Source organism: Streptococcus oricebi (assembly GCF_017883985.1).
Classification (GTDB): domain Bacteria; phylum Bacillota; class Bacilli; order Lactobacillales; family Streptococcaceae; genus Streptococcus; species Streptococcus oricebi.
Window position 1 is genome coordinate 350,461 of the sequence record NZ_PRDG01000002.1, and the last position, 25,281, is coordinate 375,741.

Consider the following 25,281-nt stretch of genomic DNA (forward strand, 5'->3'; position numbering starts at 1 on the left):
ATGAAATTAGCTGTCATTACAGACTCGTCAGCCTCTCTGAAAGCTAGTATCAGAGAGAGTGAAAATCTCTTTGTACTAGATATCCCAGTCTTGATTGATGATCAGACCTACATCGAGGGGAAAAATCTGACCATTGATGACTTTTATCAAAAAATGGCTGCATCAAAGGAGCTTCCCAAGACTAGCCAGCCCAGTGTAGCAGCTTTAGAAGAGCTCTTGTCCATCTTGTCGGGGCAAGACTATACCCACATTATCGGTCTCTTTTTATCCAGTGGTATTTCTGGTTTTTATCAGAATATCCAATATCTGATTGAGGAATTTCCAAATTTAGAAACGGTCTTTATCGATTCAAAAATCACATCAGCTCCTTTGGGAACGATGGTAGAAAACGCTCTGACTTGGGGAGAAGAAGGTTTGGACTTTGATAAGATTGTCAATCGCCTGGAAAGGCAGGCCAATCTTACTACAGCCTACATCATGGTTGATGACCTGGATCACCTAGTCAAGGGAGGTCGCCTCTCTAATGGAGCGGCTATTTTAGGAAATCTTCTTAGTATCAAGCCCATTCTCTATTTTAATGATGGGGTGATTGAGGTTTACGAAAAGATTCGGACAGAGAAAAAGGCAGTCAAGCGTCTCTTGGACATCTTGCAGGAAATGACTGGACAGAAAGCCTACCAAATCACTGTCTTACACGCCCAAAGACCTGAAAAGGCTGAGGAGTTTCGCCAGCTCCTTCTGGACAGTGGTCTACAAGGTCAGATTGAGATTGCAGCTATCGGTAGCGTGATTGGCACCCACCTGGGTGAGGGAGCTATCGCTTTTGGAGTGACACCTTTGATTGAGGAGGAAGCATGAGTATTAAGGTTATTATCGCTGGTTTTAAGGGAAAAATGGGGCAGGCTGCCTATAAGATGGTGACTGAGGACCCTGATTTGGACCTAGTTGCCCTCTATGATCCCTTTGCTCCTGAAGAGCAAGTGGCTGGAGTTCAGGTTTTTAAGTCTAAGGAGGATTTGAAGGGACTGACTGCAGATGTTTGGGTAGACTTTACTACGCCAGCAGTAGCCTACGAAAATACTCGCTTTGCCTTGGAGCAAGGCTATGCCCCAGTAGTTGGGACCACTGGCTTTACCAGTGAAGAAATTACCGAATTAACAGAGCTCTCACGCGCCAAAAGTTTAGGGGGCTTGATTGCTCCTAACTTTGCTCTTGGGGCTGTCCTTCTCATGCAATTTGCTGCCCAAGCAGCAAAATATTTTCCTAATGTGGAAATTATCGAACTCCACCATGACCAGAAAAAGGATGCCCCTAGCGGAACAGCGGTTAAGACAGCAGAGCTGATTAGTCAGGTTCGGACCAGCCAGGAGCAGGGTGCTCCAGATGAAACCGAAAGTCTAGCAGGAGCTAGGGGGGCAAATTTCGATGGTATGCACATCCATAGTGTTCGCCTACCAGGCTTGGTTGCTCATCAAGAAGTCATCTTTGGTAGCCAAGGCGAGGGTTTGACCTTGCGCCATGATTCTTATGACCGGGTTTCTTTTATGACTGGGGTTAATTTGGCTATTAAAAAGGTAGTCGAAGGCTCAGAGCTTGTATATGGTTTGGAACATTTATTATGAGATTAAAGCATTTGCCTTCTGAATTTCAGGAGGCTTTACCAATTTTAAAAAAAATTAAGGCGGCTGGTTTTGAGGCCTATTTCGTTGGTGGTTCTGTACGAGATGCCCTCTTAAATAGGCCGATTCACGATGTCGATATTGCTAGCTCCAGCTATCCGCAAGAAATCAAACAGATTTTCCCTCGGACCATTGATGTCGGGATTGAGCATGGAACGGTCCTGGTTTTAGATGGAGAAAGAGAGTATGAAGTGACGACCTTTCGGACGGAGGATACCTATGTCGACTACCGGAGACCTAGTCAGGTCAGCTTTGTGCGCTCTTTGGAAGAGGACTTGAAGCGTCGAGATTTTACAATCAATGCTCTTGCCTTGGATGAAGAGGGCAATCTGATTGATAAATTTGCTGGCCTTGCTGATTTGGAGCAGCAAGTCTTGCGGGCAGTGGGGATAGCCAGTGAGCGTTTCAATGAGGATGCTCTAAGAGTGATGCGGGGCTTTCGTTTTCAAGCTAGCCTAGGTTTTAAACTGGAGGAAAATACTCGTCTTGCTATGACTAGCTGTGCCCCTCTTTTAGAAAAGATTTCAGTAGAGCGGGTCTTTATCGAATTTGACAAGCTTCTGGCTGGTCCTTTCTGGCGCCGGGCTCTTTTAAGTCTGATTGAAAGTGGAGCCTATCACTACCTTCCTGGCCTAAAAGATCGAGGCCAGGCCCTGGAGCAACTCTTGGAAGAGACCAAGTCAGACACCCAGTTTAAGACTTCCGAGCAGGCTTGGGCTAGTCTTATCTTGGCCTTGGATTTGACCTCGGCCCGTCCTTTCTTGAAGGCTTGGAAAACCTCCAATGATTTTCAAAAAAAGGTAGAAGATTTAGTCAGTATCTACCGGATTCGCCAGCAAGGACCTCTTGAAAAGAAGGATTGCTACCGCTTTAGCTGGGATTTGCTAGAGCTAGCGGAACAAATCCGCCAAGAGGCTGGCCTAGAGGTGAACTTTGACTTGCTTGAGCAGACCTACCAGAGTCTGGCTATCCACGATAAGCAGGAAATTGTCGTCAATGGCCGCCTGTTGATAGAAGAATTTAACATTCAGCCAGGTCCTGACCTGGGCCGAATGTTAAAGGAGCTAGAGTTGGCCATTGTGGAGGATCGGATTCCCAATGAAAAGGATGCTATTATGAAATTTATTAAGGAGTTGGACCATGAGTGATTTTATCGTTGAAGGCTTGACCAAGACAGTCGGAGATAAGACTGTTTTACGGGATGTTTCCTTTATTATCCACGATTTGGATCGGATTGGTCTGATTGGGGTCAATGGAACGGGTAAGAGCAGTCTTTTAGATGTTCTAGCAGGCCTAAGTGGTTTTGATGGGGATGTCAATCCCTTCTCTAGTAAAAGCAACTACCGCATGGCCTATCTGAGACAGGAGCCTGATTTTGATGATGAGCAGACGGTCTTAGATACGGTCTTATCCAGTAACTTAAGAGAAATGGTCCTGATTCGGAACTATGAGCTGCTTTTAAGCAATTATAGCGAGGACAAGCAGGTCGAACTTGAAAAGATTATGGCTGAAATGGATTCACTGGACGCCTGGTCTATTGAAAATCAGGTCAAGACCGTTTTGAACCAGCTAGGAATCACAGACTTGCAGGCCAAGGTTGGACACTTGTCAGGAGGCCTGCGCAGACGGGTCCAGCTTGCCCAGGTCCTTTTGGGAGACGAGGAGTTGCTCCTTTTGGACGAACCAACCAACCACCTGGATATTGAGAGTATCAACTGGCTGGCTAACTTCCTCATCAATAGTAAAAAGACGGTCCTTTTTATTACCCATGACCGCTATTTTTTGGACCGAGTCTCTAATCGGATTTTTGAACTGGATAGGGGACAAGTTCTTGAATACCAGGGCAATTATCAGGATTATGTCCGTTTAAAGGCCGAACAGGATGAACGCGATGCAGCCCTGCTTCACAAGAAGAAACAGCTTTATAAGCAGGAGTTGTCCTGGATGAGGCGGCAACCCCAGGCTAGAGCAACCAAGCAACAAGCCAGAATTAATCGTTTCCAGGATTTAAAGAAGGACCTTTCAGGCCAAAGCAAGGACAGCGATTTGGATATAGACTTTGAGACCAGCCGGATTGGGAAAAAGGTTGTTGAGTTTGAGGATGTCTCCTTTTCCTACGGTCAAAAAGAGCTGTTTAGCCAGTTTAATCTCCTGATTCAGAGTAAGGATCGGATTGGGATTGTGGGTGAAAATGGAGTGGGGAAGTCGACCCTGCTCTATCTGATTGCGGGCCAGTTGAGCCCCAGCCAAGGCCAGCTAAAGATTGGTGAGACGGTTCGGGTGGGTTATTTTTCCCAAAAGACCGAAGGACTAGATGAGTCCAAACGCCTGATTAACTACTTGCAGGAAGTGGCCCAAGAGGTCCAAGCAGGCGGAGCGACAATCAGTATCGCCGAGCTTTTGGAGCAATTTCTCTTTCCACGCTCCAGTCACGGCACCTTGATTCAAAAGCTATCCGGAGGGGAGAAGAAACGCCTCTATCTCTTAAAAATTCTTCTTGAAAAGCCCAATGTCCTCCTTTTAGATGAGCCGACCAATGATTTGGATATTGCGACCTTGACTGTTTTAGAGGACTTCCTCCAAGGCTTTGCAGGACCGGTCATTACAGTTAGCCATGACCGGTATTTTCTAGATAAGCTAGCCCAGAAAATCTTGGCCTTTGAAGATGGGCAAATCAGAGAATTTTATGGCAACTACACAGACTATCTAGATGAAAAGACCTTTGAGGTCGAGCAAGCTACACTGGTGACTAAAGGCCAGAAAGAAAAGACAGGCAAGGTCCGGGAGTCTAAAAAGAAGAGAAGCTATTTCGAGCAGCAAGAGTGGGAGACCATCGAGGCAGATATTGAAGAATTAGAGGCTGAACTAGCCCAAATCGAGGCCCAAATGCAGGCCCACGCCTCGGACTTTGATAAGCTCTCGCACTTGCAGGCAGACCTAGATAGCAAAAACGAGCAACTACTAGAAAAATACGAACGCTATGAATATTTGAGCGAGTTGGAATAAGGAGAAGTTTTAAATTTCTGAGTTTAAAATACAAATGTTGTATTTTTCTGTTACAAAATTACTTAATTTTCGATAGGAGTCCTTATGAAAAAGAATATTTGGCAAATTTTAAAGATAAATATCTTACTATTAAGCTTAATGGTGGTGACAATTTTTGGAAGCTTGTTTATTTTAAAAAAGTTGTATCGTTCTCAACTTCCAAAAACATTTGAATATATGTATTCTATAAATTCTGGAAATGGGCAGGAGATTAAGGAGTTTATGCCTCTTTATGGTGAGCTTGGTTTTGGAATTCGATTTACGAATAAGGAATATGATAATTTTATTGTTGGTTCTTCCAATATAATTTTAAAAGATTATGTACTTAACTATAAAGAACGACTGTATACCGAGGTTAGTCATTATACATTACATATTTATCCTTATAAACAAATGAAGTATAATTACAATAAAACAAGTGGGTTAAATAAATCTCAAGATATTAACCTTATTAAGCTCTTGAAAGATAAAAAGTTAGATATAAATCATATTGAAATTTCGAAAAGTATCTATTTAGAAAATGGTCAAGATGTTTTAGAAATTAAGTTAGGAAATGAGAAAACAGTCTATTTGAATATTGATAAGCAAACAATTTCTAATAGGAAACCTAAGAGTATCTATGAGCATTATGATAAAGAATTAGCTAATTTGATAAAAATTGCAGATTTATCTGAACTACCTGTTGATATTGATTTTGGTGAAAATTTTGATGGTGGTTTTGATGGTAATCCTAATATTACAGTGGCTGAAGAGGTTATAGAAAGCAGGGGGATGGACGAACGCATGGAAGGATTGGCTCGAAAAGGAGGGAGATTTTACTTGAGTAAGTCTAAGATGAGCTCTAAAGAATTGGTAGACCTTTTATTATCTTTTGAGGTTGTTGAAGAACCAGTGCTTTGGAAGTTGAAGGATAGTAATCTTCGACCAGAGAATCCTTACATAACTAGTTATCAAGAATACCAAGATTTACAAAAAGCAAATAAAAAATAGCATAGAGGAGAAGATACTAGATGATAACTAAAAAACTTTATAGCATTGATATCTATATTACTGGATTCATTTACTTGATTATATTTTTTGCTCCTTTAGCAAAGCCTTATGACGAACAATTTATTACACTTATTTCATTTGTTACGAATTCGAAATTATCCTCTCTAATAACCCCTTTTAGTAAGAGTTTATTATTTTTGATTTTATTTCTTCCCTTGTTTATCTTTATGATTCAAGCAATATCGGAAAATTATTTTCAACGTTTTAGTGTATATTGGGTGGCTATGATTCTTACTTTATTCTTAATGGCGTCCTATTTTTTTGAGATAGCAATTTTATATAGAGAAGCACTTGGAAACAGACTCATAGATATAACTTTTATTTCAATGGAGATAATTCTCTTGGTTTGGATTATTTTTCAGTATAGGAAAATATTAAAATTTTATATTCAGAAACAAAAAAACTCTTAGAAGTTAGATAAGATTTCGTTTAGATTATCTAGATTTTTTAGATAATTTGTCTAAAAATTTTTTCTAAATATTAAAAAAGCCCTACATCTAAAACCTTTTCTTCTTTTTGCAAACCTTTTCATTTTTTTGTAAATTTGGTATAATGATTGTGAAGATATTCTATTTGAATTGAGGATAAAGAAATGGATAAAAAAATTATTGGAATCGATTTGGGTGGTACGTCCATTAAGTTTGCAATCTTGACCCAGGCTGGAGAAATTCAGGAAAAATGGTCCATTAAGACCAATATTCTGGACGATGGTAGCCATATTGTTGACGAGATGATTGCTTCTATCAAGCACCACCTGGACCTCTTGGGCTTGACTGCTGAAAACTTTTTAGGGATTGGCATGGGCTCTCCTGGTGTGGTGGATCGTTTCCAAGGGACAGTTATTGGAGCTTACAACCTTAATTGGAAGAGCCTCCAGCCAGTCAAGGAAAAAATGGAAACTGCCCTTGCTATTCCTTTCTTCATCGATAATGACGCTAATGTGGCAGCCTTGGGCGAACAGTGGGTCGGAGCTGGTGAGAACAATCCAGATGTTGTTTTTGTGACCCTGGGAACAGGTGTCGGTGGTGGAATCATTGCTGACGGCCGCCTGATTCATGGGGTTGCTGGAGCAGCAGGAGAATTGGGCCATATCACAGTTGACTTTGACCAACCTATCCAATGTACCTGTGGCAAGCTAGGTTGTTTGGAGACAGTTGCATCCGCAACTGGAATTGTCAATCTGACCCGCCGTTATGCAGAAGAATATGCTGGCGACGCCGAGTTGAAAAAGCTGATTGATGATGGTCAAGATGTGACTGCCAAGACTGTCTTTGATTTAGCCAAGGAAAAGGATGAGTTGGCCTTGATTGTCTACCGCAATTTCTCTCGTTATCTGGGTCTAGCCTGTGCCAATATCGCTAGTGTCCTCAATCCAGCTACCATCGTTATCGGTGGTGGTGTGTCAGCAGCAGGAGATTTTCTCCTAGCAGGCGTCCAAGAAGTTTTTGATAAAAATGCCTTTCCTCAGATTAAGGAAACAACCAAGTTGGCCTTAGCTAATCTCGGAAATGATGCTGGTGTGATTGGGGCTGCTTCGCTGGTGTTGCAATAGGAGGCAGGTATGAAACTGATCTTTTTGCAGGGAGCGGGGCAGACGGCTGATGATTGGGGAGCAGTTCGTGAGTATTTAGCAAACTATCCTAGTGCAGCTCCTGAACTCTTGCCCAACGGCGTCTTTCCAGCGGATTTTGCTCAGTTAAAAGCAAATGCGCTAGAGTACTTAAAACAAGAAAATGAAGATTTTATTTTGGTTGGTCTCTCGCTTGGGGGAACCTTGGCTCTGGCTTTGGCGAAAGAAAAGTTGCCTCGCTTGAAAGGCTTGGTTGTGTCTGCTGCTCAATACGACCTGAAGCACAATTTCTTTTATAAACTGCAAAATGTCGTTTTTAAGTTGCTACCTAGCAAAGCTCTCGCGCAAAAAGGTGTTGATAAAGCGAGCTTGCTTCAGTTTTTTAAGTCAATGAAAAATCTTGAGATGACAGAGCAGATGAAACATATCAATCTGGCTGTGCGTGTCATCTGTGGCAGCAAAGATAAGGTTAATCTCGCTACTACAAGGAATTTAGCTCGATTGTTGCCCTGCGCCCAGTTGACTATTCTTGAGAATGGCGGGCACGAACTAAATAAAGAAAGACCTGAGGAATTTTCGACAATCCTTGAAGAGTTTTTGCAAAAACAGCTTAAGGCTGAGTAGGCTAGCCTTTTAAAACTAGATAGTCCGATAGGCTAGTAGCCCTATCTTACTAAGGAGGTATGAAAGAGATGAAATTTCTGAAATCCTTGTCCGTCCTTGTCCTAGCCTTTCTCTTTCTTGTAGCTTGTCAGCCTAACAAGAGCAAGCATCGGGACATGATACATGTCTATGATAGTGAAAATCAGCAGATTATGGAAACCTCTAATCCAGAAGCTCTGGGATGGTTTTCCGATATGCTAGATGAGATAGAAGGGGAAGACGGCGACGAGATTACAGAGGAGATGCTGGTAGAGCTTCCAGCTGATGCCCAAATCAACTATATCTATGATTTTGGTGGCGGAAAAGAAGGAAGTTCGGTCCGTTTCACGACCTATAAGAACTATCCCTTGGTGACCATTTCAAATATTCCAGCAGTGCCTGAGGTGACCTTGGAATTATCTGATTTGGAAGCCGATGAGCTCAATCACCCAAATACTTGGATTAAATAAATTGGACTCTTCCTGCCTTAGCGGTAGGGAGAGTTTTAAGTGCCTCTTTGGGCTTGAATTATGTTATACTAGATAAAGTAAATTTTCTCATTTTAAAGGAGTAAGCATGACGAAAGCAGATCGGATTTTTAAGGAGAATATCAAAAAGATTTTAGAAGAAGGGGTCTTTTCAGAAAATGCCCGTCCCCGCTATAAGGATGGACAAGTCGCCAATTCTAAGTACATAACAGGCTCTTTTGCTGAATATGACCTCTCTAAGGGGGAGTTCCCAATTACAAGCCTACGCCCGATTGCGATTAAGTCAGCAATCAAGGAAGTCCTCTGGATTTATCAGGACCAGTCCAATAGTCTAGAGGTCTTGAATGACAAGTATGGTGTCCACTACTGGAATGACTGGGAGGTTGCTGGTAGCAAGACCATCGGCCAACGCTATGGAGCTGTGGTCAAGAAGCATGATATTATCGGAAAGATTTTAAAGCAGTTGGCTGAAAATCCTTGGAATCGCCGCAATATCATCTCCCTCTGGGACTATGAGGCCTTTGAAGAGACGGATGGTCTGCTACCTTGCGCCTTTCAAACCATGTTTGATGTAAGGCGGGTAGATGGAGAAATCTATCTGGATGCGACCCTGACCCAGCGGAGCAATGATATGCTGGTAGCCCATCATATCAATGCCATGCAATATGTAGCCTTGCAGATGATGATTGCCAAGCACTTTGGTTGGAAGCCTGGCAAATTTTTCTACTTTGTCAATAATCTCCATATTTATGATAATCAATTTGAGCAGGCAGAGGAGCTCTTACGCCGAGAACCCTCTAGTCAAGAGGCCCTCCTGGTCTTAGATGTGCCAGACGGAACGAATTTCTTTGAGATAAAGGCAGAGGACTTTCGTTTAGAAAACTATGACCCGGTCAAACCCCAGCTAAAATTTGACCTAGCCATCTAGTCCAATCGAGTAAGCACCTTTTACGGGTGTTTTCTCTTGTCTATTTTTAGAAATAGCGGGAAAGATTGTCCAAATAAAAAGGCTGGAAATCATGCTTAAAAAGTGTCTTTTCTAGGTAAATTTGATAGAATAGTAGTATCAATGTAAAGGATTTGAGAATGACCAAAAAGATAGTAGCCATTTGGGCCCAAGATGAGACCGGACTAATCGGTAAGGATCAGACCCTCCCTTGGCATTTACCAGCCGAGTTAAAGCATTTTAAGGAAGTCACGACTGGCCATGCCATTCTAATGGGGCGGGTGACCTTTGATGGAATGCAAGGGCGAGTTCTTCCCAATCGGCTGAGTCTGATTTTGACCAGGGATAAGAGCTATCAGGTGGACGACGAGCGCGTGCTAGTCTTTCATGATTTGGACTCGGTCTTATCCTGGTATCAAGAGCAGGAGCGGACCCTCTTTATTATCGGTGGTGGTCAAGTATTTTCAGCCTTTGAGGATTTGGCAGATCAATTGATTTTGACGCAAATCCATGCCCAGCTGGAGGGAGATACCTACTTCCCTAAAGACTTTGACTTTTCGCGGTTTGAAGAGACCTCCAGTCTCTTTCATGCCAAGGACGAAAAGAATCAGTATGATTTTACTGTAAAAGTCCTAGAGAGAAAGGATTCGTAGTAATGGAAAGAAGTGTCTTTGGCGTTTTTACGGCTTTTTTATGTGCCATTTGCGTCATCTGTGCCATCCAGACCCTGCGTAAGAAACGCTACGGTCTATCGGTTCTTTTTTGGCTCAACGCCTTTACCAACTTAGTCAATACAATTCATGCCTTTTATATGACTTTGTTTTAATAGCAAATTTAATTTAATGTATTAGAAAAAATGGAGTAAAAAATTTCATGCCTACAAATCGAAATAATGATATGATGGTTTATTGTTCTTTCTGTGGAAAGAACCAAGAGGAAGTTCAAAAGATTATTGCAGGGAACAACGCCTTTATTTGTAATGAGTGTGTGGAGCTGGCCCAGGAGATTATCCGGGAGGAGCTAGCTGAGGAGGTCTTGGCAGATCTATCAGAGGTTCCAAAACCACAAGAACTTTTGAATATCTTGAACCACTATGTCATCGGTCAAGATCGGGCCAAGAGAGCCCTAGCGGTTGCTGTCTATAATCACTATAAGCGGATTAACTTCCACGATAGTCGTGAAGAGGAAGATGTGGACCTGCAAAAGTCAAACATTCTGATGATTGGTCCGACCGGATCAGGTAAGACCTTCCTGGCTCAGACTCTGGCTCGCAGTCTCAATGTGCCCTTTGCCATTGCGGATGCGACAGCCCTGACAGAGGCTGGTTATGTCGGAGAAGATGTGGAAAATATCCTGCTCAAGCTCTTGCAGGCTGCTGACTTTAATATCGAGCGGGCAGAGCGTGGTATCATCTATGTTGATGAGATTGATAAGATTGCCAAGAAGTCTGAAAATGTCTCTATCACTCGAGATGTATCGGGTGAAGGAGTCCAACAAGCCCTCCTAAAGATTATCGAGGGAACGGTCGCAAGTGTCCCTCCTCAAGGAGGTCGTAAGCACCCTCAACAGGAGATGATTCAGGTAGATACCAAAAATATTCTCTTTATTGTTGGTGGGGCCTTTGACGGTATCGAAGAAATCGTCAAGCAACGTCTGGGTGAAAAGGTCATCGGTTTTGGCCAGAACAACCGAGCAATTGATGAGGGTGATTCCTACATGCAGGAGATTATTTCCGAGGATATCCAAAAGTTTGGTATCATTCCTGAGTTGATTGGCCGCCTACCAGTCTTCGCTGCCTTGGAGCAGTTGACTGTTGAGGATTTGGTCCGCATTCTTCGTGAGCCCAAAAATGCCTTGGTTAAGCAATATCAGACCCTCTTGTCCTATGATGATGTCAAGCTTGAGTTTGATGATGAGGCCCTGCAAGAAATTGCCAATAAGGCTATTGAACGCAAGACAGGTGCGCGTGGTTTACGCTCTATCATCGAGGAAACCATGATGGATGTCATGTTTGAAGTACCGAGTCAAGATGGTGTCAAATTAGTCCGTATTACCAAGGAGGCAGTGGCAGGTACAGACAAGCCGATCCTAGAAACTGCTTAAAATAAGAGATAAAAAACTCCGCTGAAGTCTCAACGGAGTTTTTCCTAAAAGGAGAAAGATGGAAATCAATATTCATAATGCTGAGATTTTGCTCAGCGCGGCCAATAAATCCCACTATCCCCAAGACGACCTGCCAGAAATTGCCCTAGCTGGGCGCTCCAATGTCGGCAAGTCTAGCTTTATCAACAGCCTGCTCAATCGTAAAAATCTAGCCCGAACCTCCGGTAAGCCAGGCAAAACCCAGCTCCTTAATTTTTTCAATATTGATGACAAGCTCCGTTTCGTTGATGTTCCGGGCTATGGCTATGCCAAGGTCTCTAAGAGCGAGCGGGCCAAGTGGGGGCGGATGATTGAGGAATACCTGACTAATCGGGAAAACCTTCGGGCAGTGGTCAGCCTGGTTGACTTGCGCCATGACCCCAGTGCCGATGATGTGCAAATGTATGAATTTCTTAAATACTATGAAATTCCGGTCATCCTGGTCGCTACCAAGGCCGATAAGATTCCTCGAGGTAAGTGGAACAAGCACGAAAGCGCCATTAAAAAGAAATTGGACTTTGATAAAAATGATGATTTTATCATTTTTTCAGCGGTTGACAAAATCGGCCTAGACCAGTCCTGGCAGGCCATTCTGGACAAAGTTTAAAATCTGTCGGAAAAGACTGGCAAAATGCTAAACTGTTATCAAATTGTAAAATAAGCGTCTTCTTTTTTGTCTGGGAATATGATACAATTTCTATACTATATTATTTAACTAGGAGAAAGTTACTCGTGAAAAAGAAGGACAAGCGAATTTTAACAGCCCTAACCCTGACTTTTGGGGCTCTTGTAGCGGGAATTTTAATTTTATCAAATCGGGTGGAAAAGGCTAGCGCCAATGAAGGCTATCAAGTGGCCTACAATCCAACCTGGGCCCTGATTTCGCAAATCGGTGAGACAGCCCGTCAACTGGGCCAAGAAAATGACCTTTATGCTTCTGTGATGATTGCACAAGCGATTTTGGAAAGTAATTCTGGTCAGTCTACCTTGTCATCAGCGCCTCACTATAATCTTTTTGGAGTGAAAGGCCAGTATGCTGGTCAAGCGGCCAATATGCAGACCTGGGAAGATGATGGCCAAGGGAACGCCTATAAAATCAACGCTGATTTCCGTTCCTATCCAAGCTATTATGAGTCCCTGCTTGACTATGTCAATATCCTGCGTCAGGGTTACTATGCCAATGCTTGGAAGAGCAATACCAATAGCTACTTGGAAGCGACCGAAGCCTTGACAGGTGTCTACGCAACAGATACAAGCTATAGCGCCAAGCTAAATCGGATTATCGAAAAATACAATCTAACCCAGTACGACGTTCTTGAAACGCAAGGAGAAGCAGGGGCTGTTGGTGTGGTCTATAACCCCTACCGTCAGCAGTACACTTCCCAAGATGTTTTGAATCTAGACATCGCTTGGGCAAATAGATAAAAACTATCTCAGCCATAAAATTTCTATATGGTTGAGGTTTTTTATTTATGGTAAAATAGCTAGTAAATAAATTGAGGAGTTGTCATGGTAGAAAATACTTCAAAACTGACTAGTCAAAATCATAATTTTGAGAATGAAGGGGAATTTCAGCGTAAGATGACCAGCCGTCATCTCTTTATGCTGTCGCTAGGTGGTGTCATTGGAATAGGACTTTTCCTGAGTTCAGGCTACACTATTGGACAGGCAGGTTCTTTTGGAGCTATTTTGTCTTATTTGGTGGAGGCGATTGTTGTCTATCTGGTCATGCTATCACTGGGTGAGTTGACAGTCGCCATGCCAGTGACAGGTTCCTTTCATACTTATGCCACTAAATTTATCAGCTCAGGTACAGGTTTTACCATTGCTTGGCTCTACTGGCTTTGTTGGACAGTGGCTCTGGGAACGGAATTTCTGGGGGGCAGGCTTGCTCATGCAACGCTGCTTTCCTGGAGTGCCTGAGTGGATCTTTGCGGGTGTCTTTGCGACGGTTATTTTTGCCCTTAACGCCCTCAGTGTCAAGTTTTTGCGGAAGCAGAATTTTACTTTTCAAGTATTAAGGTTTTGACTATTGTTGCTTTTATCATTCTGGGTCTTTTGGCCATGTTTGGCTTTTTGCCGATGAAAGACGGGAGTCCGGCACCTTATTTTAGCAATTTGACGGAACATGGTCTCCTACCTAATGGCTTTATTGCTGTCGTTTCGGTCATGCTAGCAGTCAATTACGCTTTTTCAGGTACCGAGCTAATCGGGATTGCGGCTGGTGAGACGGACAATCCGACCGAGGCTGTTCCCAAGGCCATTAAAACAACCATCGGCCGCTTGGTGATTTTCTTTGTACTAACCATTTTTGTCCTGGCTTCGCTTTTGCCCATGAAGGAAGCTGGGGTCTCTAAAGCGCCTTTCGTTGCTGTTTTTGATAAAATTGGCCTGCCCTTTGCTGCAGACATCATGAACTTTGTCATCTTAACGGCGATTTTGTCGGCTGGAAACTCGGGCCTCTATGCCTCCAGTCGTATGCTTTGGTCGCTCTCTAATGAAGAAATGATTAGTAAAAAAGTAGTGAAAATCAACCAGTATGGGGTTCCTATGCGGGACCTGCTTCTATCCATGCTAGGGGCTGTTCTGGCACTCTTTTCCAGTGTCTACGCAGCAGATACGGTCTTTCTGGCCTTGGTTTCTATCGCAGGCTTTGCCGTAGTGGTGGTCTGGCTCTCCATTCCTATTGCCCAAATCCGTTTTCGCAAGGAATGGCTGAAAGAACACGATGAAAAGGATTTGGCCTACAAAACGCCTTTTAATCCGATTTTGCCTTATGCCACAATCATCTTGCTAGCCATTTCCATTATCGGGATTGCTTGGGATAGTTCGCAACGGACTGGGCTTTACTTCGGTATTCCTTTCATTATCTTATGCTATATTTATCACTATCTGCGTTATAAAAAATGGTAAAGGAGAAAAAGATGGGAAAATTTCGCCAAGCCCTAGAAGAAAGGGAGGTCTTGATTTTAGACGGTGGCCTAGGTACCGAGCTGGAATTTCAGGGTTATGATGTCTCGGGCCAACTCTGGTCTGCCAAGTATCTTTTGGACAATCCAGCAGTTTTACAAGGCATCCATGAACTCTATGTCCGAGCAGGGAGCGACATCATTACAACAGCTAGCTATCAAGCGACGCTTGAGGGATTAAAAGCCTATGGTTTGCCTGAAAAACAAGCTCTTTCTCTATTAAGATTAACGGTTGAACTGGTTCAAAAGGCTATTGCCCAAGTCTGGCAGGATTTGTCAGAAGACGAGCGGCAGAAGCGACCTTATCCCCTGGTTGCAGGCAGTGTCGGTCCCTATGCAGCCTATCTGGCGGACGGTTCTGAATATACGGGGGCTTATCAGTTGACCAAGGAAGAATATCAGGATTTTCACCGCCCACGGATTGCCGCTCTTTTGGAAGCGGGAGCAGATTTATTAGCTATCGAAACCATTCCCAATGCGGCAGAAGCTGCGGCACTAGTTGATTTGCTAGCAAAGGAATTTCCAACTACGGAGGCTTATTTTTCCTTTACCGCAAAAAATGGGCAGCAGCTGGTAGACGGCACAGATATAGCTGACTTAGGAGCCCTCTGCCAAGCTAGTCCCCAGGTTTTAGCCTTAGGTATCAACTGTACACCGCCCGCTTTTCTTTCTTCTCTATTGGAAAGACTAAAGACGACCAGTGCTAAACCCCTCTTGACCTATCCAAATTCTGGTGAGATTTATGACGGAAACAAGAAAACCTGGCACAAGGACAAGGAAGAAAGTCAGACCTTGCTTTCTTACAGCAAGCTTTGGCAAGAAAAAGGAGTGAGGCTAGTCGGAGGTTGCTGTCGAACCCGCCCTGCGGACATTGCCGAATTAGCTTCTTATTTCAAGGGCTAAAAAGGTTTTGAAACTCCAATTGGCCCATTGATAAGATGCTTTCAATCGAGGCAAGTCTGGGATAAATACCTAAGAAACTGGTCTTGAACCGATTTTTTCTTTTGGGAAAATAAAAACCAGGAAAGCCTTTTCAATCCTTGGATTTTATGCTATACTATTATTTGTAATAAAAATCACAAGGAAGAAATCAAATGGCAGAATCACTTTTTCTAGAAAAACTCACCCAGGCCTGTGGCAAGAAAGAAAGTCTCTTTGACCGCAGTAAGGGCAAGTATGCAGTCCGTTCAATCTTTGCAGGAGCTTTCTTGACCCTGAGTACCGCAGCTGGTGCCATTGGGGCGGATGTTATCAATAAGGCGATTCCAGGTCTTGGTCGCTTTGTCTTTCCAGCCTTCTTTGTCTGGGGGTTAGCCTATATCGTCTTTTTAAATGCCGAGTTGGTTACCTCTAATATGATGTTTTTGACAGCAGGGAGCTACTTGAAGAAGTTGAAGTGGCAGAAGGCCTTTCTCATCCTGCTCTACTGTACTCTTTTTAATCTTATTGGGGCCTTGATTGCTGGCTGGCTCTTTGCCAATTCCGCAGCCTTTGAGGGCTTAAACAAGGATAGCTTTATCGTTAAGGTAGTAGAGATGAAACTGGCGCGGTCAAATGAATTGATTTTGCTGGAGGGAATCCTAGCCAATGTCTTTGTAAATATTGCTATTCTCTGCTTTATCCTGGTCAAGGACGGAACGGCTAAGCTACTTCTGGTCCTATCGGCTATTTACATGTTTGTATATCTGACTAATGAGCATATTGCAGCCAACTTTGCCTCCTTTGCCATTGTCAAATTCCACCCCATTGCAGACTCCGTTAAGAACTTTGATTTGGCAAATATCTTCCGTCACTGGGGAGTGACCTGGATTGCCAACCTTATTGGCGGTGGCTTCTTAATCGGTCTCCCTTATGCCTTTCTTAATAAAAAAGAAGATACCTATCTTGATTGATTTTCCTCTGATTTAAGAAGGAAAAGATGATTTAAATAATCTGATGAACTAAGACAAACTTTCTCTTTGTGGGAAGTTTGTTTTTTTGCCTCTAAAAGCCTATGGGACGGGCTTATTTCTTGTCTCCATACTTTATCTATGCTATTCTAGATTGGTGTGTCTAAGCTGGTGCTAGGTGGACATTTTGGGAAGGATAAGAAGCTTTCTTTCCTTATCTTGCAAGATTTAGCAGTAGACACAAGTAATTTTAAGGAGGAACTCGTGAAGAAGAGTTTAGAATACGTCAAAGAAAAACCGTCTAAAAATTGGTGGCCAGCCTTGCTTTATTATTTCCTGTTTGCTGTACTGGGAGCAGCTCTTGTCAGTCCATTTACGACTTGGATCAGTCCAGACAAGGGGATTGTAGAGCAAATTGGGGGCCTTTATACCTTTGCTGGCTCTACCTTTTTAGCCATCGCTTATACCCTTTGGATAAAAAAGCGTTCCATCAGGGCTTTAGGTTTTAAAAAGGAGAACTGCCTTGGCCAATATGGTTTGGGTCTCATTCTGGGCTTGGGCATGGCCTGCTGTGTCATTGGTACGGCTAGTCTTTTTTCCGGCTTTAGCTTTGCTAGCCAGGATTCTGTTGACTGGCTCTGGATTTTAGTAGCGGCTTTAGGTTTCTTTATTCAGGGTCTGACCGAGGAAGTCTTGACTCGGGGCTATTTATTTAACGAGCTGGCTAGTCACCTTTCTAGAGTTTGGGCGACGCTCATCAGCGCTCTAGCCTTTATGGGCCTACATGCTGCCAATCCAGGAATGACCTTGATGCCAGTTATCAATCTCTTTGTATTTGGTTTGGTCTTTGCCTTGCTCTTTTGGCTGACTGATAATATCTGGTTGGTAGGAGCGGCCCATTCTATTTGGAATTTTACGCTTGGCCCTCTTTTGGGGATTGAGGTCAGCGGTCAGGTCTTTCCAAAAACTATTTTTATCTCTCAAGCTAGGGCTGATTTGCCCCTAATCAATGGCGGTAGTTTTGGAGTGGAGGCTAGCATTTTTACAACGTTTTTTGGTCTCTTGGCCTGTCTTTATATGGTCTGTCTCTTGCGTAAAAGGGGGGAAAACTGATGACGATTCAAGTAAGAAAACTCTTTAAAGAAGTTTGGTCTAATCTTTATCGCCATAAATTTACCTACTATTCAAGGGCTGTCCTCTTGCAGCTAGTCATGACTAGTCTGGGAGTAGGCTTGATGAAGTTGGTCTTTCAATTTATCCTCCTGACTTCTGGTCAGGAAAATTTAACCAAGGATAGCCTGTTTAGCATGCTAGTTAACCCCGTAAGTCTGGCCCTTATCGTCCTTTTTATCCTGGTTATGGCTGGTCTTATCTTCTTTGAATTTTCAGTTTTGACCCTGATGGTTTATGGTAGCTATCAAGAGGATTATTTCTCCTGGAAGTCACTTCTGAAAAATGCCTGGCTGAGCTTTCGCAAGCTAAATTGGCGACAGTTTCCAGTCTTTCTCTTATACTTGATTTCTATGGTACCTGTGGCCAATCTTGGCCTCAGTTCCATCTTGACTGAAAATCTCTTTATTCCAAAGTTCATCAGCGGGGAGCTGACCAAGACTTCCTTGGGAGCAGTAGCTTATCCCTTGGCTCTTTTGTTCTTTTCCTACATCAATTTGCGGCTCTTATTCACCCTGCCACTGACGGTGACTAATGATTTGACTATTTGGGATAATATCAAGCGCAGTTGGAAGTTGACCAGAAAAGGCAAGTTTAAACTAGGCTTGGTCTGGGGAAGTTTTGAGCTGATATTTACCTTCTTGACCCTCTTGCTCTTAACCTTCCTTTTAATCATCATGGTTCTGCTGGATCCCCAGGGTAGCAATCTCTTATATGAGACCATCTTTTTCACTGGCTTGAAGGTGCTTATTTTCTTCTTTAGCCTCCTATCTAAACTATCCATTGTAGCCATTATGGTTCGAATCATCATGGAGGAAAAGGAGCTGTCAGCTAGTATTTTGGCTCATGAAAAAGAAGAGCCTAAGAAATCTAAAGTCCTTTCGCTCCTAATCACGCTAGCCCTGCTCCTTAGCCTTGTCAATAATAGCTTGATTCTTTTTACAGTAGACCTAAATCCCAATAGTCTGACTATTGGTCACCGCGGTTATGTCAGTAAGGGAGTTGAGAACTCTTTGGAAGGACTTGAAGGAGCTGCCAAGGAGGGGGTGGACTATGTGGAGATGGATATTCTCCTCACCAAAGACCACAAGTTTGTCGTTATGCATGATTACAATCTCAAGCGTTTAGTAGGCCTTGATAAGCAGGTGGCGGATATGACCTTTGATGAAGTAGTAGGACTGCCAATCAGCCAAGACGGCCATAAGAGCAAGCTGCCTTCTTTTGAGGAATTTGTCCAAAAAGCTAAAGAACTAAAGGTTAAACTCTTGGTCGAACTCAAACCTCACGGTTCAGAGCCTGATAATTATGTGGACCTCTTTATTGCCGAAATGCGCCGTCTAGGGGTAGATAGGGATTACAAGGTCATGTCGCTAGACTTAAAGGTCATGGAAGCCATTGAAGAAAAGGCTCCTGAGATGGATACAGGCTATGTCATTCCCTTACAATTCGGTGATTTTGCTAAGAATAAGGTAGACTTTTTTGTCATCGAGGATTTCTCTTACAATGATGGCCTGGTGGCCCAGGCCCAAAAAGAGAAAAAAGAAGTCTTTGTCTGGACCATTAACGAAGAGGATCAAATGGTCAAATATCTGGAAAAACCAGTGACTGGGATTATTACCGACTATCCAAACCTAGTTAAGAAGGAAAAGCAAGAACTCAAGGAAAAGAACACTTACTTTGATAAATTGCTACGTCAACTAGTCACCAGTTTAAAATAAACCAATAAATCAAAAAAGATTGCGCAAATAGCTTGCAATCTTTTTTTTGATGTGCTATACTTATTCATGGTTTGAAAAAACTGCCTAAGACAGTAGGGGAGCTAGACTCATAAAAATCCTACCGAGGACAAACAATCATCAATAGTGGATTGAGATAAGATGCTAGCTTAATACAGCTTACGTTTTATTTCAGTTCACTAGAGAAGAAATAGTTTGTACTTTCGTGTCTAGGTTTGGGCGCGTTTTTCTTTTGAAAAATAATCCCAAGCAAAATAAAAACGGAGGTAAACAAAATAATGAGTGAAGCTATTATTGCTAAAAAAGCGGAATTAGTAGATGCAGTTGCTGAAAAAATGAAAGCTGCAGCATCTATCGTCGTTGTAGACGCTCGTGGATTGACTGTTGAGCAAGATACTGTTCTTCGTCGTAATCTTCGTGGTAGCGAAGTTGAGTACAAAGTGATTAAAAACTCAATCTTGCGCCGGGCAGCTGAAAAAGCTGGTCTTGAAGGTTTGGCTGACGTATTTGTTGGACCGTCTGCTGTAGCATTTTCAAATGAAGATGTGGTAGCACCTGCGAAAATCTTGAACGATTTTGCTAAAGAAGCGGATGCACTTGAAATTAAGGGTGGAGCTATCGAAGGTGCTGTGGCATCTAAGGAAGAAATCCTTGCTCTTGCAACACTTCCAAACCGCGAAGGTTTGCTGTCTATGTTGCTATCTGTACTTCAAGCGCCAGTCCGCAACGTTGCATACGCTGTCAAAGCTGTTGCAGAAAACAAAGAAGACGCAGCTTAAGCCTAAAAGTTGCCTAAGTCTAGCTTTTAGCTAGCAAAAAATATTTATAAAAAAACAAAATTTGGAGGAAATAACAATGGCATTGAACATTGAAAACATTATTGCTGAAATTAAAGAAGCTTCAATCCTTGAGCTTAACGACCTTGTAAAAGCTATCGAAGAAGAATTTGGTGTAACTGCAGCTGCTCCTGTAGCTGTAGCTGCTGCTGGTGCTGGTGAAGCTGCCGCTGCTAAGGACTCATTCGATATCGAATTGACTGCAGCTGGTGACAAGAAAGTCGGAGTTATCAAAGTTGTCCGCGAAATCACTGGTCTTGGTCTTAAAGAAGCTAAAGAACTTGTTGATGGTGCACCAGGTGTCATCAAAGAAGGTGTTGCAGCTGCTGAAGCTGAAGAACTTAAAGCTAAATTGGAAGAAGCAGGAGCTTCTGTTACTCTTAAATAATCGAGTAGCATCTACCAATAGGCCATCCGGCAACGGATGGTCTTTTAGCATTATTTAGGATAAATAGGATTGATAGGACATCATCCTTTGGGCAGACGCTCAAGATATAGGAAAATAGAAAGTAGAAATGATGTGACAGTAGCAATTATTGGAGCAAGCGGGCAAATTTCACGTCAGGCCATTGACTTATTTTTAGCTCAAACTGAAGAGCATTTAAACCTGTATTTGCGCAAGGCCAGCCGCCTCTGATCTGAACTTGCCAGCAGGGCGAGTAACTATTTTTGAAGGGGAGATGGAAAACAAGGACCTATTAGCACAAGCCATTGCCGGGACTTCTTATGTCTTTGCTTCTCTTTCAGGTGACATGGAAAACCATGCTAAAAATTTGATTGAAGTTATGAATCAGGAGGGCGTTTCCCGGCTTGTTTTTGTGACTTCATTAGGTATTTTGGGGAGAATTTGGCCGCTGGAATGAAGAGGCTATCGGTAGCTATCTTCCACCTTATCGTGCTGCATCCCAACTGATTGAAGCATCTGACTTGGACTACACTGTTTTGCGTCCAGCTTGGTTGACTGATGTGGATGAAATTGATTATGAAACAACCAGTCGTGACCAAGATTATAAGGGAACGGTTATCTCTCGTCGTTCTGTTGCTGCCTTGGGACTAGAAATCTTCCAACACCCTGAGCGATACTCTAGGGGAAATATTGGAGTCAATAAGCCAAATTCAGATGGTCCTAAACCTTACTTTATGTAGGAGAATCTATGAAAAATGCTTTAGTACGAAAAGGATCGGTTTAGCCGGTCCTTTATTTGTTGCTGGAGAGCAGGACATCACTTTTGCCAACTAGGGTCACAAGAGCCACAGTGGGCTAACAGGGGACGATTTAGGGCTTTCGCTATGTTCTTTGTTATGTCTTCTTTGAAGTCTCTAGTTTAGGGTTTCTGCTTGCCCTCTAACCTACTCGCTTAGTAAAATTTATGATAAAATAATAAGTAGCAGTATCTGTAATTTGTCTCATTTTTTCTGAAAAATATAAAAGCCCTAAAGACTGGGCCAAAAATATCAGGAAGGAACCAGCAAGAGCGGAGAGTAGTATGAATATCTTTATTTTAGAGGATGATTTTATCCAACAATCTTATCTAGAAGCAGTCATCAAAAAGCTAGTGGCCAAACATCACTGGGCCTGTCAGACATTTCAAGTCTTTGCCAAGCCCAGCCATTTATTAGAGTCTATCAAAGAAAGAGGAAGCCATCAGGTCTTTTTTCTAGATATTGAGATCAAGGCTGAGCAGCAAAAGGGGCTAGCAGTTGCAAATCAGATTCGAGAGCTTGACCCCCAAGCGGTAATCGTCTTTGTGACCACGCATTCGGAGTTTATGCCGCTAACCTTTCAATATCAGGTGTCGGCCCTAGACTTCATTGATAAGGGGCTGGACGCTAATCTTTTTGAGCAGCGGATAGAAAGAGTGCTAACTTATGTTTTAGGTCAAGCTGGACGAGTGGTTAGTCAGGCTTCCTTTCATTTTAAGTCAAAGCATTCGCAGATAGAAGTCCCCTTAGAAAAGGTCCTCTATCTAGAAACTTCGACGGTAGCTCATAAGGTTATTTTATATACTGAAAATCAGCGTCTGGAATTTTATGGCAATCTTTCTGATGTTGTAAAGCAAAATCCCAGTCTCTATAACTGTCACCGTTCTTTTGTGGTCAATCCAGCCAATGTCAGCTTTATAGATAAAAAGCAGAATATCGTCTATTTAAAAAATCAGAGTTCCTGTTTTGTGGCTAGGCTAAAGATGAGAAAACTGTTGGAGCTTGTATCCAAGCTAGATAAAAGATAGGAGAAGTCTATGGCTCATTTTGTTAGGCTCTTGCTAGTCGTAATCGATGTCGTCTTGTTAACCTTTCTTTATTCCAAGATTAGCGGAAGAAAGTTATCGACAAGGATATTTGTGTTCTCAACCCTGCTTTATTTTATCTTGGCTATCCTATCGATTTCCTTTGCCAATAGTCTTTTATTATACTTTATGCAAGCAATTTTTTTCCTGGCCTTATCCTATTTTTTGCGGGAAACCAGACAGAAAACCTTGATTGTATTCTACGCCCTCTTCCCCTTGGTTTTATGGAATTTATTTCATCGTTTTTTGGCCTATTTTCTAATGCCCTTGCTGGGCTTAAATGCTAATACTTTCAACCAAAATACAGTTATTCTCTTACTTAACTCTCTATTAGCCATTGCTTTTATCCTAGCTATTTTTAGATTATTGAAATACGACTTTGTGCATTTGAGAGAAGAATACCTTCTTGAAAAGAATAGAAGAGTATTGATTTTCCTTAATCTATCTATGCTATTTTATTATGGAATCACTCAAATATTGTCTTATATAGAAGTCAGCTATAAGATTCCAACCCTGTCTTATCGTCAATTTTTAGTCATTGTCTATATCATTTTATTTTTGAGCGCTTTGAATTTGCTGGTTCGTCACCTGAGGGAGCATTTGCAGGAACGCTTAATAGAACAGCAGGAAATGCAGCTGGACAATCTAACCAGGTATAGCCAGCGAATCGAGGAGCTTTATAGGGAGGTCAGAAGTTTTCGTCATGACTACAGTAATATCCTTAGGAGTCTGAGACTGGGCATTGAAAATAAGGACTTGGAGGCGATTGAAACAATCTATAATGGTGTACTGAAGAATTCAGAGAAGCAATTAACCCATTCTAAGTTTGATATTGGTCGCCTGGTTAATATTCAAAATGACGCCCTAAAAAGCCTTCTGGCAGCAAAGTTTTTAGAAGCGCAAAATAAGGGAATAGCTGCATTTATTGAGGTACCTGACTTGATTCGTCCCAAGGGGATGGAATTGGTGGACCTTATTACCGTCCTTTCGATACTATGTGACAATGCGCTCGAAGCTAATCCCGAAAAACTATCTCTTGTTTACTTTGAACATGATAATAAGCAGATATTTATCATTGAAAATTCGACCGAGGAGGAATCAATAGATGTATCTAGCATTTTTGACTATGGTTATAGCACGAAGGGAAGTAATAGGGGGATTGGACTTGCTAATCTACAAACCATAATGAATCGCTACCCCAAAGCCACAATCACCACGACTAGCCAGAATTATTTATTCCGCCAAACCGTTGAAATAAAAGGACTAGAGGATGGATAGGTTGGGGAATCTCAGTTCTTTTCTAGTTTTAGTAATTCAAAAGAACCATTCAGGACAAAAAAACGACCATTCAGGATATTTGTGAGTAAAAATTAGAAAAAGTGCTATACTTAAAGTGTGATAGCTATTAACAGAAAAAAATATTAAGGAAGCATTCATTGTGGATACAATTAAACAATTTGAAGTGATGGATAGCGAAATGCTTGCCAATGTTGATGGTGTATTGCATTGATAATTTTTGATTAAATCATGTTATATAAATATTTATTTCTATTTCCTGTCTCATTTTTACTTGGATATTATTTAATCAAGTTTAGGGACAAACAAATAACTATAAGACATCTATTATTTTCTATACCAGTTGTTTGTACAAGCATATCTTTTATTATTGATTTATTGATTTTCGTATTCTTTTCAGGATGATTTCTGGGTAGGCAAGTAGGTGAATACAGCTTATTTGCCTATTCTTTCACAGTATATTAGAGGATTTGTTTTTGCTAGATAAATATCATAAGAAGGTGATTAGAAGTGCTATTAAAAGAGAGCGAACTATTAGAAAAAATTACGAATATTTTGTCAGAAGGAAATATAACTTCAAAGGAACAAAGAATTTTAAGTAAAGCTAAGTTAGATTTAGAGCATCAAATGTATTTGCCTAAAGTAGTTGCTTTTTTGGAATCAGAATTAACTCCTATTGCCATTAAGGCAAAACTTTCGGGAAATGTATCGCAACTCTATCTAACAATTACTAGTCATCGTTTTAAAGACAAAGGTGGAGCAGGAATAATAACCAGTTTAGGTAGATTATTTTAAGTTTTTTTGATTTGCACTTTAAAAATAAAATTATAATTTATGGTGGTGAAAATGGATATAAAATCTTTCATCGTTGGTATGATTATAGGATTTATATGTGTTGCTTTAGATAAATATTTAGGAAAACTATCAATCATTTCGTTTTTCAAAAAAATATTTAAGAAATAGTTTTACTATTCCAGTTCCTTGATAAATGATATTTATTTTTCTGAAAGTGAGGTGTTGACATGAAGAAAATGATAAAAGCTGATTTCCTTTTTGGTATTTTTTGCTTGCTCCTATACTTTATATTATTATTAATGGGGTATTTGAATAGCTCCCCTACATTTCATGTTGGCCTATTAATTGCAGGCATTGGATCCATTGGTCATTCTATTTATTCAAAACATAAACAGTAGTTAAATTGGTAATTTGTTATTTTAATGATGTCTAAAGATGATTAGAAAAAAATATTAAGAAGCTTTATATGAATTATAGAAAGTTAAGTAAACAGGATTTAGCAGGGAAAGAGGAGGGGGCTATGAATGATAAGTTCATTTTAAAAATTGCCTTAGTTGTATCTGTTGTATTAACAATATTGGGTTTATCGTTTTTGTTTGTTAACTATCTGTTTTTCAAAGAACCGTTTTGGAATCGTACGACTTATGGTTTGATTATATCATTTTCTTTGGTATTCTTTATTTATCTGCGTTATGGTTTGCGAAAGAAAAAGTAGGAAAATATTTCACTCACTTTCTATT

25 protein-coding genes, 2 pseudogenes and 1 other annotated feature are annotated in these 25,281 nt (G+C 41.6%); all 27 genes and pseudogenes read left to right on the forward strand.

Going from position 1 to position 25,281, the window contains the following annotated elements; translation table 11 throughout:
* The 27 genes and pseudogenes from C4K46_RS04325 (at window position 1) to C4K46_RS04460 (ending at window position 25,256) form a co-directional block, all read left to right on the forward strand.
* Entirely contained in the window at window positions 1-858 is an 858-nt protein-coding gene (locus C4K46_RS04325) for a DegV family protein (RefSeq protein ID WP_209627649.1), read from the forward strand.
* Window positions 855-1,622 carry a 4-hydroxy-tetrahydrodipicolinate reductase gene (gene dapB / locus C4K46_RS04330; RefSeq protein WP_209627650.1) on the forward strand — a complete coding sequence of 256 codons (768 nt, stop codon included), beginning with the start codon at window positions 855-857 and terminating at the stop codon, window positions 1,620-1,622. The genes C4K46_RS04325 and dapB overlap by 4 nt, the downstream gene beginning before the upstream one ends.
* Entirely contained in the window at window positions 1,619-2,827 is a 1,209-nt protein-coding gene (locus tag C4K46_RS04335) for a CCA tRNA nucleotidyltransferase (RefSeq protein ID WP_209627651.1), read from the forward strand. The genes dapB and C4K46_RS04335 overlap by 4 nt, the downstream gene beginning before the upstream one ends.
* Window positions 2,820-4,685: an ABC-F family ATP-binding cassette domain-containing protein gene (locus C4K46_RS04340; RefSeq protein ID WP_209627652.1), complete on the forward strand. Its 1,866-nt coding sequence runs from the start codon at window positions 2,820-2,822 to the stop codon at window positions 4,683-4,685. The genes C4K46_RS04335 and C4K46_RS04340 overlap by 8 nt, the downstream gene beginning before the upstream one ends.
* Window positions 4,686-4,769: 84 nt before the next feature.
* The gene (locus C4K46_RS04345; protein WP_209627653.1) at window positions 4,770-5,714 is read left to right on the forward strand and encodes a hypothetical protein; all 945 of its coding nucleotides are present in this window, start codon (window positions 4,770-4,772) and stop codon (window positions 5,712-5,714) included.
* A 20-nt stretch (window positions 5,715-5,734) separates the two neighbouring features.
* Window positions 5,735-6,184, forward strand: a complete 450-nt coding sequence (locus tag C4K46_RS04350) for a hypothetical protein (protein WP_209627654.1) — start codon at window positions 5,735-5,737, stop codon at window positions 6,182-6,184.
* Window positions 6,185-6,366: 182 nt separating this feature from the next.
* Window positions 6,367-7,326 (forward strand): ROK family glucokinase, encoded by a 960-nt coding sequence (locus tag C4K46_RS04355; RefSeq protein ID WP_209627655.1) that lies wholly within the window; start codon window positions 6,367-6,369, stop codon window positions 7,324-7,326.
* A gap of 9 nt (window positions 7,327-7,335) precedes the next feature.
* Window positions 7,336-7,968 carry an alpha/beta fold hydrolase gene (locus C4K46_RS04360; RefSeq protein WP_209627656.1) on the forward strand — a complete coding sequence of 211 codons (633 nt, stop codon included), beginning with the start codon at window positions 7,336-7,338 and terminating at the stop codon, window positions 7,966-7,968.
* Between the two features lie 59 nt (window positions 7,969-8,027).
* Window positions 8,028-8,456, forward strand: coding sequence for a hypothetical protein (locus C4K46_RS04365; RefSeq protein ID WP_245335125.1), 429 nt, complete (start codon window positions 8,028-8,030; stop codon window positions 8,454-8,456).
* A gap of 106 nt (window positions 8,457-8,562) precedes the next feature.
* Complete coding sequence (locus C4K46_RS04370; RefSeq protein ID WP_209627657.1) at window positions 8,563-9,402, forward strand: thymidylate synthase; 840 nt, start codon at window positions 8,563-8,565, stop codon at window positions 9,400-9,402.
* Between the two features lie 158 nt (window positions 9,403-9,560).
* Window positions 9,561-10,073, forward strand: a complete 513-nt coding sequence (locus C4K46_RS04375; protein ID WP_209627658.1) for a dihydrofolate reductase — start codon at window positions 9,561-9,563, stop codon at window positions 10,071-10,073.
* Window positions 10,074-10,075: 2 nt separating this feature from the next.
* Window positions 10,076-10,246, forward strand: a complete 171-nt coding sequence (locus tag C4K46_RS04380; protein WP_209627659.1) for a hypothetical protein — start codon at window positions 10,076-10,078, stop codon at window positions 10,244-10,246.
* Between the two features lie 47 nt (window positions 10,247-10,293).
* Entirely contained in the window at window positions 10,294-11,523 is a 1,230-nt protein-coding gene (clpX, locus tag C4K46_RS04385) for an ATP-dependent Clp protease ATP-binding subunit ClpX (protein WP_209627660.1), read from the forward strand.
* Between the two features lie 58 nt (window positions 11,524-11,581).
* Window positions 11,582-12,169, forward strand: a complete 588-nt coding sequence (gene yihA / locus C4K46_RS04390) for a ribosome biogenesis GTP-binding protein YihA/YsxC (protein WP_209627661.1) — start codon at window positions 11,582-11,584, stop codon at window positions 12,167-12,169.
* A 125-nt stretch (window positions 12,170-12,294) separates the two neighbouring features.
* The gene (locus tag C4K46_RS04395) at window positions 12,295-12,987 is read left to right on the forward strand and encodes a glucosaminidase domain-containing protein (RefSeq protein ID WP_209627662.1); all 693 of its coding nucleotides are present in this window, start codon (window positions 12,295-12,297) and stop codon (window positions 12,985-12,987) included.
* A gap of 177 nt (window positions 12,988-13,164) precedes the next feature.
* Window positions 13,165-14,475: pseudogene (locus tag C4K46_RS04400) on the forward strand (amino acid permease).
* An 11-nt stretch (window positions 14,476-14,486) separates the two neighbouring features.
* Entirely contained in the window at window positions 14,487-15,434 is a 948-nt protein-coding gene (gene mmuM, locus C4K46_RS04405; protein WP_209627663.1) for a homocysteine S-methyltransferase, read from the forward strand.
* A gap of 191 nt (window positions 15,435-15,625) precedes the next feature.
* Window positions 15,626-16,423, forward strand: a complete 798-nt coding sequence (locus C4K46_RS04410) for a formate/nitrite transporter family protein (RefSeq protein ID WP_209627664.1) — start codon at window positions 15,626-15,628, stop codon at window positions 16,421-16,423.
* A gap of 261 nt (window positions 16,424-16,684) precedes the next feature.
* Window positions 16,685-17,533, forward strand: a complete 849-nt coding sequence (locus C4K46_RS04415; protein WP_209627665.1) for a CPBP family intramembrane glutamic endopeptidase — start codon at window positions 16,685-16,687, stop codon at window positions 17,531-17,533.
* Window positions 17,533-19,308: a glycerophosphoryl diester phosphodiesterase membrane domain-containing protein gene (locus C4K46_RS04420; RefSeq protein WP_209627666.1), complete on the forward strand. Its 1,776-nt coding sequence runs from the start codon at window positions 17,533-17,535 to the stop codon at window positions 19,306-19,308. Before C4K46_RS04415 ends, C4K46_RS04420 begins: the two co-directional genes overlap by 1 nt.
* Window positions 19,309-19,373: 65 nt before the next feature.
* Window positions 19,374-19,566, forward strand: a sequence feature (ribosomal protein L10 leader region).
* Window positions 19,567-19,604: 38 nt separating this feature from the next.
* A complete protein-coding gene (gene rplJ / locus C4K46_RS04425) occupies window positions 19,605-20,105 on the forward strand; it encodes a 50S ribosomal protein L10 (RefSeq protein WP_209627667.1) in 501 nt (166 codons plus the stop codon).
* Between the two features lie 76 nt (window positions 20,106-20,181).
* Window positions 20,182-20,550, forward strand: a complete 369-nt coding sequence (gene rplL / locus C4K46_RS04430; RefSeq protein ID WP_209627668.1) for a 50S ribosomal protein L7/L12 — start codon at window positions 20,182-20,184, stop codon at window positions 20,548-20,550.
* Between the two features lie 292 nt (window positions 20,551-20,842).
* Window positions 20,843-21,308 (forward strand): annotated as a pseudogene (locus tag C4K46_RS10715) (NAD(P)H-binding protein).
* Window positions 21,309-21,649: 341 nt separating this feature from the next.
* Entirely contained in the window at window positions 21,650-22,393 is a 744-nt protein-coding gene (locus C4K46_RS04445) for a response regulator transcription factor (protein ID WP_209627670.1), read from the forward strand.
* A gap of 9 nt (window positions 22,394-22,402) precedes the next feature.
* On the forward strand, window positions 22,403-23,728 hold the full coding sequence (locus C4K46_RS04450; protein WP_209627671.1) for a sensor histidine kinase: 1,326 nt from the start codon (window positions 22,403-22,405) through the stop codon (window positions 23,726-23,728).
* Window positions 23,729-24,256: 528 nt separating this feature from the next.
* On the forward strand, window positions 24,257-24,541 hold the full coding sequence (locus C4K46_RS04455) for a bacteriocin immunity family protein (RefSeq protein WP_209627672.1): 285 nt from the start codon (window positions 24,257-24,259) through the stop codon (window positions 24,539-24,541).
* Between the two features lie 466 nt (window positions 24,542-25,007).
* Window positions 25,008-25,256, forward strand: a complete 249-nt coding sequence (locus C4K46_RS04460) for a hypothetical protein (protein WP_245335126.1) — start codon at window positions 25,008-25,010, stop codon at window positions 25,254-25,256.
* Window positions 25,257-25,281: the final 25 nt, after the last annotated feature.